Origin of the sequence: Enterobacter cloacae complex sp. 402C9 (genome assembly GCF_050030745.1) — a bacterium.
GTDB lineage: Bacteria > Pseudomonadota > Gammaproteobacteria > Enterobacterales > Enterobacteriaceae > Enterobacter > Enterobacter intestinihominis.
In genome coordinates, this window is sequence record NZ_JBLGUW010000001.1 from 3,800,915 (window position 1) to 3,814,236 (window position 13,322).

General features: G+C 54.6%; 14 protein-coding genes and 1 tRNA gene. 4 read left to right on the top strand and 11 right to left on the bottom strand.

Translation table 11 applies throughout. From position 1 onward, the window contains the following. Positions 1-58 precede the first annotated feature (58 nt). Positions 59-865, top strand: a complete 807-nt coding sequence (locus ACQG1K_RS18060; RefSeq protein ID WP_023306876.1) for a DUF4225 domain-containing protein — start codon at positions 59-61, stop codon at positions 863-865. Here ACQG1K_RS18060 and ACQG1K_RS18065 read toward each other — a convergent pair. The 3 genes from ACQG1K_RS18065 to actS form a co-directional block, all read right to left on the bottom strand. Then, positions 862-1,176 (bottom strand): hypothetical protein, encoded by a 315-nt coding sequence (locus tag ACQG1K_RS18065; RefSeq protein WP_367076456.1) that lies wholly within the window; start codon positions 1,174-1,176, stop codon positions 862-864. The genes ACQG1K_RS18060 and ACQG1K_RS18065 overlap by 4 nt on opposite strands. 596 nt (positions 1,177-1,772) lie before the next feature. After that, a tRNA-Gly gene (locus tag ACQG1K_RS18070) sits at positions 1,773-1,846 on the bottom strand. An 80-nt stretch (positions 1,847-1,926) separates the two neighbouring features. Next, positions 1,927-2,667, bottom strand: coding sequence for an amidase activator ActS (gene actS, locus ACQG1K_RS18075; RefSeq protein WP_038416673.1), 741 nt, complete (start codon positions 2,665-2,667; stop codon positions 1,927-1,929). 163 nt (positions 2,668-2,830) lie between these two features. On the opposite strand from actS, the gene idi reads away from it, so the two are divergent. Further along, a complete protein-coding gene (gene idi, locus ACQG1K_RS18080; RefSeq protein ID WP_023298540.1) occupies positions 2,831-3,373 on the top strand; it encodes an isopentenyl-diphosphate Delta-isomerase in 543 nt (180 codons plus the stop codon). Between the two features lie 48 nt (positions 3,374-3,421). On the opposite strand, the gene lysS is transcribed toward idi, so the two are convergent. The 5 genes from lysS to xerD all read right to left on the bottom strand — a co-directional run bounded on the left by lysS (position 3,422) and on the right by xerD (position 9,515). Next, entirely contained in the window at positions 3,422-4,939 is a 1,518-nt protein-coding gene (gene lysS / locus ACQG1K_RS18085; protein ID WP_022649302.1) for a lysine--tRNA ligase, read from the bottom strand. Positions 4,940-4,948: 9 nt separating this feature from the next. After that, a protein-coding gene (gene prfB / locus ACQG1K_RS18090; protein WP_096147815.1) for a peptide chain release factor 2 occupies positions 4,949-6,047 on the bottom strand; the annotation gives its coding sequence in 2 pieces (ribosomal slippage) (positions 4,949-5,971 and positions 5,973-6,047; 1,098 coding nt in all). A 90-nt stretch (positions 6,048-6,137) separates the two neighbouring features. Next, entirely contained in the window at positions 6,138-7,871 is a 1,734-nt protein-coding gene (gene recJ, locus ACQG1K_RS18095) for a single-stranded-DNA-specific exonuclease RecJ (protein WP_063202181.1), read from the bottom strand. A gap of 5 nt (positions 7,872-7,876) precedes the next feature. After that, entirely contained in the window at positions 7,877-8,590 is a 714-nt protein-coding gene (dsbC, locus tag ACQG1K_RS18100; RefSeq protein ID WP_022649304.1) for a bifunctional protein-disulfide isomerase/oxidoreductase DsbC, read from the bottom strand. A 28-nt stretch (positions 8,591-8,618) separates the two neighbouring features. Further along, positions 8,619-9,515: a site-specific tyrosine recombinase XerD gene (xerD, locus tag ACQG1K_RS18105; RefSeq protein ID WP_003863442.1), complete on the bottom strand. Its 897-nt coding sequence runs from the start codon at positions 9,513-9,515 to the stop codon at positions 8,619-8,621. A gap of 101 nt (positions 9,516-9,616) precedes the next feature. On the opposite strand from xerD, the gene fldB reads away from it, so the two are divergent. Then, positions 9,617-10,138 (top strand): flavodoxin FldB, encoded by a 522-nt coding sequence (gene fldB, locus ACQG1K_RS18110; RefSeq protein WP_015571793.1) that lies wholly within the window; start codon positions 9,617-9,619, stop codon positions 10,136-10,138. A gap of 1 nt (position 10,139) precedes the next feature. Here fldB and ACQG1K_RS18115 read toward each other — a convergent pair whose 3' ends face one another. Next, positions 10,140-10,550 (bottom strand): protein YgfX, encoded by a 411-nt coding sequence (locus ACQG1K_RS18115; protein WP_022649305.1) that lies wholly within the window; start codon positions 10,548-10,550, stop codon positions 10,140-10,142. Next, the gene (sdhE, locus tag ACQG1K_RS18120; RefSeq protein WP_003863437.1) at positions 10,531-10,797 is read right to left on the bottom strand and encodes an FAD assembly factor SdhE; all 267 of its coding nucleotides are present in this window, start codon (positions 10,795-10,797) and stop codon (positions 10,531-10,533) included. Before sdhE ends, ACQG1K_RS18115 begins: the two co-directional genes overlap by 20 nt. Before the next feature lie 294 nt (positions 10,798-11,091). Between sdhE and ygfZ the strand changes: the two genes are divergently transcribed. Next, positions 11,092-12,072, top strand: a complete 981-nt coding sequence (ygfZ, locus tag ACQG1K_RS18125) for a tRNA-modifying protein YgfZ (RefSeq protein ID WP_063202190.1) — start codon at positions 11,092-11,094, stop codon at positions 12,070-12,072. 522 nt (positions 12,073-12,594) lie between these two features. Here the strand turns inward: ygfZ and trhA are convergent. Further along, positions 12,595-13,254 carry a PAQR family membrane homeostasis protein TrhA gene (trhA, locus tag ACQG1K_RS18130; RefSeq protein ID WP_063201518.1) on the bottom strand — a complete coding sequence of 220 codons (660 nt, stop codon included), beginning with the start codon at positions 13,252-13,254 and terminating at the stop codon, positions 12,595-12,597. Between the last annotated feature and the right edge of the window lie 68 nt (positions 13,255-13,322).

Below are 13,322 nucleotides of genomic sequence, written 5' to 3' on the forward strand. Positions count from 1 at the left end.
TTGTCTTCGACCTTATTGCACGTAAAATGACGAGACACATTTTGGAAAGGAGTCTTTAATGGATATTGCGTTGCTTAACAGGGGCTGGAACAGAACATGGTCAGATACCATGGTAAATCTGGAAGCCCGGAAACTCGTCGAAACTGCAAATCGGCTATCAGCATTCTATTTGCAAGATGGGATAACACGTATCAAGTTTGTCGAAGAGATAAGGCAGGTCGTAGAGAAAGAATTTGAAACTGCACGACGGGCCAAAACCGATGAAGAATGCATTGCATGCATCAAAAATCTGCGTGCCGAAACAGATAATCTGCAAGAACAAGAACGCCTGTTAAGAACCAGAGCCGCACAGCTTTACGCGAAGGTCGAATTTGTCAGGGAAAACAATAAAATCGTCGGATACGTGATTTCGGCAATCCATATAGTGGTATCTGGAGCAGCATTATTTGGTGGGATGGTTATGATGTCCACTATGACCCCTGTTGGAGTTCTTGCAGGAGCAGTTTTATTTGTTGATGGTATTAACGGTATAACAAAAGAAGCAAGCCATCTTCGCTATGGTGAACAATCCAAATCGGAAGGAATTTTTGCTGATGGCGCAATGGAGACCGCGCAATTTATGGGGTTTAGCCCAAAAAGTGGATTAGCTCTTTATAATACGGTGACTCTAGGGGCGAGTGTCTATAGTATCTTCGGCTTAGCAAGGAAACCCGGAGCTTGGCGATTATTCCGTTGGCTGCCGCGTGATTACTACCGAAAAGTTGACACAATGAGCAAGCCTAAGCTAACGATGAAAATCGCTGGATATGGTGTCAAAGCGAAAGTCATTTTTGATCTTCTGGCTACTGATAACAGTACTAATTAAGATTTGTTCGCTCTACAGAATCGCCAAGATTTATAAGCAAGTACAGGCGGTTGTATAAAAATTGCAACCGCTGCGCCACAAGAAAGGCCAATAGCACCAGAGAAAACACTCTGCTCAGATCCGAACATCACAAGAAAAATGAATACAGCAAGGCAACCGGATACAACCCACACGGCAAGAATAAATCGCCTAGCCAGGTCCCTGATTGCATTCCCCAACGTTCCACCATAGCTTTCAACGTTGTTCTTTATCTTCTTCAAATCCGATGGTGTAAAGCCAGAACTCAACAAAGCCTCATCAGTAACATCCATATTGTCCTCTCCGCATTTCTTAACTGGCAATGGCACACATAATCATAGTGATGAACTTTACAGTAATCCACATGATGTTTGTGCAATGTATCAGATTTCAGACAATAGAAGCCATAAAGCCCCGTTAGTGGTAGAAGCAACAAGCGGAGCATAGCGACTGCAACAGGCCAACCTAGTTGGTTTCGCTTTGCGAAAGTCACCAGTGACCAAATCAGATTGTCAGGGGGATCACACCTTATCAGGGTGCTCGTGTACCTTTCGGAGCGTGAGCAAAGCGCTGGCAGAGCCGGATCTGTAGCTACCGGGGCATTACCACTATTCACCTGTTTACGTGGCTCATAGGGCCACACATCGGGCTTAAATGCGTGTGTTCAATCTGTTCGGGAGTTATGCCAGGTATGCGGCTTTTTGTTCGTTGTTGTACTATCGCGGTAAGAACCTGGAACCACCGCCAGCGTGAGGATATGTTCCCTTGTACCACAGACCTATCACGCGACAGGTACGGGTATAGAACAGTGGGTAGTTTTAGTTGTACCTGCTAAAGCAGAGCAACGTAACTAACTGATGAAATATAACTTCTTGATTTATGAGGAGACTGGAGCGGGCGAAGGGAATCGAACCCTCGTATAGAGCTTGGGAAGCTCTCGTTCTACCATTGAACTACGCCCGCTTTGAGGTGCGTAAGGCATTATAGACCTTACGCCTCTTCATACAAGCCTTTACCCCACTAAGTGGCGATTAAATAATCACTTAGCACTTCGGTTTACTGCCCTGCGCCGGAAGATAACGCTGCGGATCGATGGCCGTGGCCTTATAGCGAATCTGGAAATGCAGCTTCACCGTATCCGTCCCGGTACTGCCCATGGTCGCAATCTTCTGCCCCGCCTTCACGTTCTGGCCATTATTCACCAACATCGTGTCGTTATGCGCATATGCCGTAATGTAGTCCTCACCATGCTTAATCATGATCAGGTTACCGTATCCACGAAGCTGGTTACCGACATAGACCACCTTTCCGGCCCCTGAAGCGTAAACCGGCGTGCCGCGTGCGGCAGCGATATCAATACCTTTATTGCCCCCTTCCGAGAGCGAGTACGGCGCAACCACTTTTCCGCTTGCAGGCCAGATCCAGCAGCGCTGACCGACCGGCGGCCAGGATGATTTAGGCACCTGATAGGATGGCGTCACTTTGGCTGTTTTACGCGTTGAGGACTTTTTCCCTGAGGAGGAACCGCCGTTAACCTTGAGCTTTTGCCCTATCTCAATGGTATACGGTGGAGAGATATTATTCAGGCGCGCCAGCTCCTTCACGCTGGTCCCCGTGGCACGTGAGATGCGGTAGAGCGTGTCCCCGCGCTTAACGGTATAGACGGCACCGGAATAACTGCCCATATCCGAAGATTTACTCCCCGAGCATCCTGCTACAAGTAGCGTCAGCGTCAGGCAGAAAACGGCAATGATCGGGTTTCTCGTCAGGCTTCCTGCAAACAAAACAGCTCCTCGGTCAGCGTGAATGGCGCACTATGATAGCAGCCCAAACTGATGCGGGTCATGCCCTTTTCCGCTCTGTGGGCCAAACCGTTTGCATAAGAATGCAGTATAATAATTCCGCTGATGGTGCTGAACCATTAAGCATTATGGCACTGGAGCATCAATGAGTATTCAAGAACACGTTATTTTGGTAAATGACCAGGGAAAGGTGATTGGCACTCAGGAGAAGTACGCCGCGCACACGTCACACACCCCGCTACACCTGGCCTTCTCTTCATGGCTGTTTAACGCTAACGGAGAATGTCTGATTACCCGGCGCGCCTTAAGTAAAAAAGCCTGGCCCGGCGTGTGGACCAACTCCGTTTGCGGACATCCACAGGCCGACGAAGCGACAGAGCAGGCGATTATCCGCCGCTGCCGCTTTGAAGTCGGGGCCGAAATCATAGACATCACTCCCGTTGCCCCGGCGTTCCGCTACCGTGAAGCCGACCCTTCAGGGATCGTTGAAAACGAAATCTGCCCGGTCTATGCCGCCCGCGTAACGAATACCCTCGCAATCAATAGCGACGAAGTGATGGAGTATCAGTGGGTGGAGCTGGACGCGCTCTTCCGCGCGCTGGACGCCACACCGTGGGCATTTAGTCCGTGGATGGTGCAGGAAGCGAACACTGCGCGCGAAAAACTCAGCGCTTTTGCGGCGCAATAAAAAAGCCCCGGCGATAAACGCACGGGGCTTTTTTTACGTCTTAACGGCTTATTTCACCGGACGCATCGCCGGGAACAGGATCACGTCGCGGATGGTGTGGCTGTTGGTGAACAGCATCACCATACGGTCGATACCAATACCCAGGCCAGCCGTCGGCGGCAGGCCGTGCTCCAGCGCGGTTACGTAGTCTTCGTCGAAGAACATCGCTTCATCGTCGCCTGCCGCTTTCGCGTTAACCTGATCCTGGAAACGCTGCGCCTGATCTTCTGCATCGTTCAGCTCGCTAAAGCCGTTACCGATTTCGCGGCCACCGATGAAGAATTCGAAGCGGTCAGTGATTTCCGGGTTCTCGTCATTACGACGCGCCAGCGGAGACACTTCCGCCGGGTATTCGGTGATGAAGGTCGGCTGAATCAGGTGCGCTTCGGCCACTTCTTCGAAGATCTCGGTCACGATACGGCCCAGACCCCAGCTCTTCTCAACCTTAATACCGATGCTTTCAGCGATCGCTTTCGCAGAGTCGAAGTTATCCAGATCCGCCATATTGGTTTCCGGACGGTATTTCTTGATCGCTTCGCGCATGGTCAGTTTTTCGAACGGCTTGCCGAAGTCGAACACTTCTTCACCGTAAGGGACCTGCGTGGTGCCCAGAATATCCTGCGCCAGGGTGCGGAACAGGGATTCGGTCAGCTCGATCAGATCTTTGTAATCCGCATACGCCATATAGAGTTCCATCATGGTGAACTCTGGGTTATGACGTACGGAAATACCTTCGTTACGGAAGTTACGGTTGATCTCGAACACGCGGTCGAAACCACCGACCACCAGACGCTTCAGGTACAGTTCCGGCGCGATACGCAGGTACATGTCCAGGTCCAGGGCGTTGTGATGGGTGATGAACGGACGGGCAGAGGCACCGCCTGGGATCACCTGCATCATCGGGGTTTCTACTTCCATAAAGTCGCGGTTAACCATGAACTGGCGAATACCGGCCATGATCTGGGAGCGAATTTTGAAGGTCTTACGGGATTCATCATTAGAGATGAGATCCAGGTAGCGCTGACGATAGCGCGCTTCCTGATCCTGCAAACCGTGGAACTTGTCCGGCAGCGGGCGCAGGGCTTTGGTCAGCAGACGCAGCTCGGTGCAGTGGATAGACAGTTCACCGGTCTTGGTTTTGAACAGTTTACCTTTAGCGCCCAGGATGTCGCCCAGGTCCCACTTCTTGAACTGCTCGTTATAGATGCCTTCCGGCAGGTCGTCACGAGAGACATACAGCTGAATGCGGCCGCCAACGTCCTGTAAGGTCACGAAGGAGGCTTTACCCATGATACGACGGGTCATCATGCGGCCCGCCACGGACACTTCAACGTTCAGCGCTTCAAGCTCTTCGTTCTCTTTACCGTCGAAGTCTGCGTGCAGTTGGTCTGAGGTGTGGTCACGACGAAAATCGTTCGGGAACGGCACGCCCTGCTCGCGCAGCGCTGCCAGCTTCTCGCGGCGGGTTTTCAGTTCGTTATTAAGATCGACTACCGCGTCAGCGCCCTGTGATTGTTGTTCAGACATGTTGGTTCCTCATAACCCTGCTTTCAAACTTGCTTCGATAAATTGATCCAGGCTGCCGTCCAGCACCGCCTGCGTGTTACGGGTTTCAACCCCGGTACGCAGGTCTTTGATGCGGGAGTCATCAAGGACGTAAGAACGGATCTGGCTGCCCCAGCCGATGTCGGACTTGTTGTCTTCCATCGCCTGCTTCTCAGCATTTTTCTTCTGCATCTCCAGCTCATAAAGCTTCGCTTTCATCTGCTTCATGGCCTGGTCTTTGTTCTTATGCTGGGAACGGTCGTTCTGGCACTGTGTTACCAGCCCGGTTGGAATGTGGGTAATACGCACCGCAGATTCCGTACGGTTAACGTGCTGACCGCCCGCGCCGGATGCGCGGTACACGTCGATGCGCAGGTCAGCCGGGTTGATGTCGATATCGATATCCTCATCCACTTCCGGGTAGACAAACGCGGAGCTGAAGGAGGTGTGGCGACGGCCACCGGAATCGAACGGGCTCTTACGCACCAGGCGGTGAACGCCGGTTTCAGTACGCAGCCAGCCGTAGGCGTAATCGCCAATAATCTTAATGGTGACGGACTTGATGCCCGCCACTTCACCTTCGGACTCTTCGATAATCTCGGTTTTGAAACCGCGCGCTTCAGCCCAGCGCAGGTACATGCGCATCAGCATGCTGGCCCAGTCCTGCGCTTCGGTACCGCCAGAGCCTGCCTGAATATCGAGATAGCAGTCAGCGCTGTCGTATTCGCCGGAGAACATGCGACGGAATTCCAGCTGCGCCAGCTTCTCTTCCAGCACGTCAAGCTCTGCCACGGCTTCGTTAAAGGTTTCTTCGTCGTCGGCTTCGACAGCCAGCTCCAGCAGCCCAGAAACATCTTCCAGACCCTGCGCCATTTGATCCAGCGTATCTACGATGGCTTCGAGGGAGGAACGTTCTTTACCCAGCGCCTGCGCGCGTTCAGGTTCGTTCCAGACGTCCGGCTGTTCCAGCTCGGCGTTTACTTCTTCGAGACGCTCTTTCTTGGCATCGTAGTCAAAGATACCCCCTAAGAACGTCAGAGCGCTCCGTGAGGTCCTGAATGCGGTTTTTTACCGGATTAATTTCAAACATGGTCTGTTTTCTTTTATGAGCTTGTCAAAATGCGGTGATAAGAGCGGGATTGTACCGAATCCACGCCCTTTTTTATAGAGATTACTGACGCTAAATTGGCCAGATATTGTCGATGATGATCTGAAGGGTGCGGTTACCGCGGAACTCGTTAATATCCAGCTTATAGGCCAGCTCAACCTCGCGCACGCCGTTGTCCGGCCAGATGGAGGTATCAACGTTAAAGGCGATGCCGTCGAGCAGCGGCCCGCCGCCGACCGGTTCCACCATCACTTTGAGATGGCGTTCGCCCACGATGCGCTGTTGCAGCAAACGAAAACGTCCGTCGAAAAGCGGCTCCGGGAACATCTGCCCCCACGGGCCGGCATCGCGCAGCATCTGCGCCACCTCCATGGTCATTTCAGCCGGAGAAAGCTCGCCGTCAGAAACCACTTCACCCTGCAACAGAGACGGATCGATCCACTCGGTGACCAGTTCGCCAAACAGACGCTGGAACTCGTCGAACTTCGCCTCTTCCAGCGACAGGCCTGCCGCCATCGCGTGGCCGCCGAACTTAATCATCAACCCCGGATGCAGCGTATCCAGACGCTCCAGCGCATCGCGCATATGCAGCCCCTGAATGGAACGACCAGAGCCTTTCAGCGTGCCGTCCCCGGCGGGGGCGAACGCGATCACCGGGCGGTGGAAACGCTCTTTAATGCGCGACGCCAGAATGCCCACCACGCCCTGGTGCCATTCGGGGTGATACATCGCCAGCCCACCCGGCAGGTTATCGCCGCTGCGCTCCAGCTTTTCGCACAGGGTCAGCGCTTCGGCCTGCATCCCCTGCTCAATCTCTTTACGGGTCTGGTTGAGTGCGTCCAGCTCACTGGCCAGCACGCGCGCTTCGCCGATGTTGTCGCACAGGAGCAGCGCAACGCCAACCGACATATCGTCCAGCCGCCCCGCCGCGTTCAGGCGCGGGCCGAGGGCAAAACCCAAATCGCTTGCCGCAAGCTTCAGCGGATCGCGGTTGGCAATTTCCAGCAGCGCCTTGATCCCCGGACGGCATTTGCCCGCCCGAATGCGGCTCAAGCCCTGCCAGGTGAGAATACGGTTATTGGTATCGAGCGGCACCACGTCCGCCACGGTTCCCAGCGCCACCAGATCGAGATACTCCGCAAGATTCGGCACGGCAATCCCGCGCGATTCGAACCAGCCCTTATCACGCAGCAACATGCGTAACGCCAGCATCAGATAAAACGCCACCCCTACTCCGGCCAGCGATTTCGACGGGAAATCGCAGTCGCGCAGGTTCGGGTTAATGATGGCTTCAGCGTCTGGCAGGGTTTCTCCTGGCAGGTGGTGATCGGTGACCAGTACCGGGATCCCCAGCGCATGGGCATGATCGACCCCCGCATGAGAAGAGATCCCGTTATCCACGGTCATGATCATCTGTGCACCACGGGCATGGGCCTGATCGACCACTTCCGGGCTGAGGCCGTAGCCGTCTTCAAACCGGTTCGGCACCAGGTAAGCCACGTTATCGCAGCCCAGCGCACGCAGGCTGAGTACGCTCAGCGCGGTACTGGTTGCGCCGTCGGCATCGAAATCGCCCACCACGACAATCCGCGTCCCGTCACGGAACGCGTCGTAGAGCATTTCAGTCGCTTTTTCGATGCCACTCAGCGCTTGCCAGGGCAGCATGCCTTTAACGCTGCGCTCAAGATCGCTTGCCGTACGCACGCCACGGCTGGCGTACAACCGCTTTAACAGCAGCGGAAGCGTATCTGGTAAATCCGCGGTTTCAACCGCATCGCGGCGGCGCAGTTTTATCGGGGCTTTCACGCGAATTATTTACCACCCGTCTGTTTCTGGTGTTCGTCGAGGAACGCTTTCATCTCTTTTGGACCCTGGTAGCCCGGCACCACATAGCCGTTGCTCAGCACAATGGCTGGCGTACCGCTCACGCCAAACTGTACGCCCAGCGCGTAATGGTTAGCGATGTCGATATCGCAGGAGGCGGGCTTCACGCCTTTGCCGTTCATCGCGTCATCAAAGGCCTTGTTGCGGTCTTTCGCACACCAGATCGCTTTCATATCCTGCTCAGGCTGGCTCTGCACGCCAGCGCGTGGGAAGGCCAGGTAACGCACGGTAATGCCCAGCGCGTTGTAGTCTTTCATCTCTTCATGCAGCTTGTGGCAGTAGCCGCAGGTGATGTCGGTGAAGACGGTAATGACGTGCTTTTCCTGCGCCGCTTTGTAGACAATCATCTCTTTTTCGAGCGCATTCAGGTTTTTCATCAGTAGCTGGTTGGTGACGTTCACCGGCTGCGCACCGCTCACGTCGTACATCGGCCCCTGAATGATGTGCTTTCCGTCTTCGGTCACGTACAGCACGCCGCTGTTGGTCAGCACCGTTTTCATGCCAGCCACCGGCGCTGGTTGGATCTCGCTGCTGGCGACGCCGAGTTTCGTCAGAGACTGTTTAATGGCGGCATCATCCGCATGGGCAAAACCGGAAACCGAAGCTGCCAGCAGGGTGAACAGCGCTAAAGACTTTTTCATATATGATCCTGTAACAATTCGTCGGCACTCACGCGCGAGGGTGGTGCTGTTGGTGTAGCTGCCGCAGGCGTTCCGTCGCGACATGGGTGTATATTTGCGTCGTTGAAAGATCGCTGTGTCCAAGCAACATCTGCACCACGCGTAAATCCGCGCCGTGGTTTAACAGATGCGTCGCGAAGGCGTGACGCAAAACGTGCGGCGACAGCTTCTCACTGTCAATACCCGCCAGTGTGGCGTAATGTTTAATGCGATGCCAGAACGTTTGTCGCGTCATCTGCTGCGCGCGCTGGCTCGGGAATAATACATCTATGGAGACGCCGTTCAGCAGCCACGGACGCCCGTGTTCCAGATACGTCTCCAGCCAGTAGACTGCCTCTTCACCCAGCGGCACCAGCCGTTCTTTGTTCCCTTTACCGATAACGCGCACCACGCCCTGACGCAGGCTGATATCGCTCATCGTCAGGCCCACCAGCTCAGAAACGCGCAAGCCCGTGGCATACAATAGTTCAAGCATGGCTTTATCGCGTAACTCCAGCGGAAGGTCAACTGCGGGCGACTGTAATAATCTCTCAACTTGCGCTTCGCTGAGATCTTTTGGCAGCCGCTGAGGTAGTTTAGGCGATGCCAGCAGTGCGCTGGGATCATCCGCGCGGATCTTCTCGCGGTAAAGGTGCTGGAACAGGCGGCGCATGGCGCTCAGCAGACGTGCGGAGCTGGTGGCTTTGTACCCCCCTTCCATCCGCTCAGCCAGTAACCCTTGCAGGTCATCGCTTTGTGCGCTTTCAAGCGTCAGCCCCCGGTGCGCCAGCCACTCGACCAGCAGAGTGAGATCCCGACGATAGGCGCTAAGCGTATTTTCAGCGAGGTTTTTCTCCAGCCACAGCGCGTCGAGAAACTGTTCGATGAGTGCGAGATCCTTTTCCACATCAACCCCTATGGTTCTGCAATCTGGCCATTATGCCTGATTGCCATCGGTTTCTGGTACACTACGCGCAAAGTCATAGCAAGAATTGAGATAGTTACGCGATGAATATTGGTCTGTTCTATGGTTCCAGCACCTGCTACACCGAAATGGCGGCGGAGAAAATTCGCGACATTATTGGCCCGGAACTGGTGACGTTGCATAACCTGAAAGATGACGCGGTTGCCTTGATGGAGCAGTACGATGTGCTGATTCTGGGTATCCCTACCTGGGACTTTGGTGAGATTCAGGAAGACTGGGAAGCCATCTGGGATCAGCTCGATTCAGTCAATTTTGAAGGCAAAATCATTGCGATGTACGGCATGGGCGACCAGTTGGGCTACGGGGAGTGGTTCCTTGACGCACTCGGCATGCTGCACGACAAACTGGCGCCAAAGGGCGCGACCTTTATCGGCTACTGGCCTACGGAAGGCTATGAGTTCACCAGTCAAAAACCGATTATTGCCGACGGTCAGCTGTTTGTCGGGCTCGCGCTGGATGAAACCAACCAGTACGATCTTAGCGACGAGCGCCTCCAGAGCTGGTGCGAGCAGATTCTGGGTGAGATGGCCGAGCAGTTCAGCTGATTTACTCCTGCGTCGGCTGTTGCACGATCAACCGGCGCAGATCTCGCCACTCCGCAGGATCCATACTGTCTGCTGCCAGCCACAGGTGCTGGCGACGATTGTCCTCGACCCGACGCAGCCGTAGCATCATCCCGGTGTTTAGCATCCACGGCGTCCCTATCATTTCCCACTCTTTTCCCTGCCAGCGCAGGCGAGAATCCATCAGCAGCTTAATCTCACCCTGACGGGCGTTGATTCGACGCTGGCTGCGCACGCTGTCAAACACTACAAACGACAGCAAAAGCAGCCACAGAGGGGTATAGCTTAGCGGCCACGGCACCAATAACACCATTGCCGCGACCAGACCGTGGAGCAGTAAGGACATCCACTGTGAGCGCCACGAGACGCGAAGATCAGATTGCCACAGGACCACGTTCCTGATTCCGTGTTTGAATTAATTGCACCATCCGTTGCAACTCGGTGTCGGCGGGCTTGCCGTGATTCATCAGCCAGTTGAATAAATCCGGATCGTCGGACTCAAGCAGACGGACAAACAGGCGCTTATCGTCATCGCTTAAGCTGTCGTACTCATACTCGAAGAAAGGCATGATGGAGATATCAAGTTCACGCATGCCGCGACGGCACGCCCAGTGAATACGGGCCTTGTTGTTAATATCCATGTTCTGTTTCCTGCATTACGTTTGGCACAGTCGGTATCCCGTTCGGTATTCATTATTGCTCTTCGGGAACACCTGCTAGTGTAACGTGTTTTTGACCGTTTCTTTACTGGAATATTGCGAACCTCGAGCAGGCTTCCTGAATAATCCTTATAAAGACAGCGGATTACACTATTTTGCGTAGCGCCACGCATAACCGCGTAATGGCACGAATGGCCTGCTGAAAGCGCTTGCATTGAATACAGTCTCTTTTACCATTAGGTATTATCAAAGCGTTAAGCAATTCAGGACATCACTATGGCATTTACACCATTTTCTCCTCGCCAGCCCGCCGCCTCTGCGCGTCTGCCGCTGACGCTGATTACTCTTGATGACTGGGCACTGGCGACACTGACCGGTGCGGACAGCGAAAAATACCTGCAAGGCCAGGTCACGGCGGACGTGGCGCAGTTGACTGAGCACCAGCATCTGCTGGCCGCGCATTGCGATCCAAAAGGAAAAATGTGGAGCAACCTGCGTCTGTTCCGCCGTCAGGACGGATTCGCCTTCATTGAGCGTCGCAGCCTGCGTGACGCCCAGCTTAAAGAGCTGAAAAAATACGCGGTCTTTTCTAAAGTCATCATCGCCCCGGACGATGAACACATTCTGCTGGGGGTAGCGGGTTTCCAGGCGCGTGCAGCGCTGAAAAACCTGTTTGCCGAGCTACCGGATGCCGGAAAACAGCTGATCAGCGAGGGAGAAACCTCCATTCTGTGGTTCGAACACCCTGCGGAGCGCTTCTTGCTGGTAACCGACGAAGCAACGGCGGAACGCGTCACTGACGCCCTGCGCGGTGAAGCACAGCTCAACAACAGCCAGCAGTGGCTGGCGCTGAACATCGAAGCGGGCCTGCCGGTTATTGACGCGGCAAACAGCGCGCAGTTTATCCCGCAGGCGACAAACATTCAGGCGCTGGGTGGTATCAGCTTTAAGAAGGGCTGCTACACCGGACAGGAAATGGTGGCGCGTGCGAAATTCCGCGGCGCGAACAAACGTGCCCTGTGGACGCTGGCTGGTCACGCCAGCCGTGTGCCGGAAGCGGGTGAAGATCTCGAGATGAAGATGGGCGAAAACTGGCGCCGTACCGGCACCGTGTTAGCCGCCGTCCAGCTCGATGATGGCCGCCTGCTGGTGCAGGTTGTCATGAATAATGACATGGAGCCCGACAGCGTGTTCCGCGTGCGGGACGATGCAAACACGCTCAGCATTGAGCCGCTGCCGTATTCACTGGAAGATTGATGCTGTATCGCCCGGTGTTGATATTCACCCTCTCCCTGTGGGCTGAGGGTTCCCCAGTAATTTTTTTATGCAGAAGCAATAAAGTTGCTTTCTAAATGACTGAGGGCTGTCAGCGATGCCCTGGTCCGGCTGTAAATCGCTGAGGCGTTTCCTGCAGGCCGGGGCGAGGCGCAGGGATGCGCCGAGAGGGCGGCTTTACAGGGACGTTGCCTCCGCCCGTACCCGATAAGCCGGAAGGAATAAGCCGAGGGCACCGCGAAGCGGCGATTTACCGCCGGGAGCCCGGGTCGCCAGGGTGGTGGCGACTGAGCCACCCTGGCACGTTCACCGGTCATGTCGTTACAGAGTAGCAAGGAACATAAAGTGAACGGAATGACCACCACCGCCGTATGTTCCCCTCACCCTAACCCTCTCCCCGGAGGGGCGAGGGGATTGCTCAGTGCTCGCATTAATTTGTGGGGAACCCTCAGCCCTGTGGGAGAGGGTCGGGGTGAGGGCATCAGACCGCACCTTACAAAAAAACTACACCTGACCAACATACAGATAAATTGCCAGAAAGTGGCACACGCTGCCGCCCAGCACAAAGCCGTGCCAGATGGCATGGTTGTACGGGATACGCTTGCAGACGTAGAAAATCACGCCCAGCGAGTAGATCACTCCGCCCACCGCCAGAAGCGTCACGCCCCCCACCGCCAGCTTAATGGCTAACTGATACACCACAATCAGCGACAGCCAGCCCATTGTCAGATAGGTGACCAGCGACAACACTTTGAACCGGTGCGCGATGGTCAGCTTGAACAGGATCCCCAGCAGCGCCAGGCTCCAGATTACAATCATCAGGCCACGCGACAGCGGTGAGTTGAGCCCCACCAGCAAAAATGGCGTGTAAGTGCCTGCAATGAGAAGATAGATTGCGCAGTGGTCAAATTTCTTGAGCCATATCTTCGCCCGTTGATGCGGAATAGCGTGATACAGCGTTGAGGCAAGGAAAAGCAGGATCATACTCCCGCCATACAGGCTGTAGCTGGTAATGGCCATCGCGCTGGCGTTGGTATCTACCGCCTGCACCAACAGCAATACTAAGCCGGCAATCCCAAACACCAGGCCAATGCCATGGCTTATACTGTTGGCTACTTCCTCAGCCAGCGAATATCCCTGTGCGATTAATGGTCTGCTCACCATACTTAACTCCGGGAAAACAAAAGATGATTATTCATCGCCAGTCTATGCTAACTGAGAATGATTCCAGT

What these genes read in the sequence shown, in the direction of transcription:
- ACQG1K_RS18060 (WP_023306876.1), top strand. Translation starts at nt 59, where the DNA reads ATGGATATTGCGTTGCTTAACAGGGGCTGGAACAGAACATGGTCAGAT.
- ACQG1K_RS18065 (WP_367076456.1), bottom strand. Translation starts at nt 1,176, where the DNA reads ATGGATGTTACTGATGAGGCTTTGTTGAGTTCTGGCTTTACACCATCG.
- idi (WP_023298540.1), top strand. Translation starts at nt 2,831, where the DNA reads ATGAGTATTCAAGAACACGTTATTTTGGTAAATGACCAGGGAAAGGTG.
- lysS (WP_022649302.1), bottom strand. Translation starts at nt 4,939, where the DNA reads ATGTCTGAACAACAATCACAGGGCGCTGACGCGGTAGTCGATCTTAAT.
- dsbC (WP_022649304.1), bottom strand. Translation starts at nt 8,590, where the DNA reads ATGAAAAAGTCTTTAGCGCTGTTCACCCTGCTGGCAGCTTCGGTTTCC.
- fldB (WP_015571793.1), top strand. Translation starts at nt 9,617, where the DNA reads ATGAATATTGGTCTGTTCTATGGTTCCAGCACCTGCTACACCGAAATG.
- sdhE (WP_003863437.1), bottom strand. Translation starts at nt 10,797, where the DNA reads ATGGATATTAACAACAAGGCCCGTATTCACTGGGCGTGCCGTCGCGGC.
- ygfZ (WP_063202190.1), top strand. Translation starts at nt 11,092, where the DNA reads ATGGCATTTACACCATTTTCTCCTCGCCAGCCCGCCGCCTCTGCGCGT.
- trhA (WP_063201518.1), bottom strand. Translation starts at nt 13,254, where the DNA reads ATGGTGAGCAGACCATTAATCGCACAGGGATATTCGCTGGCTGAGGAA.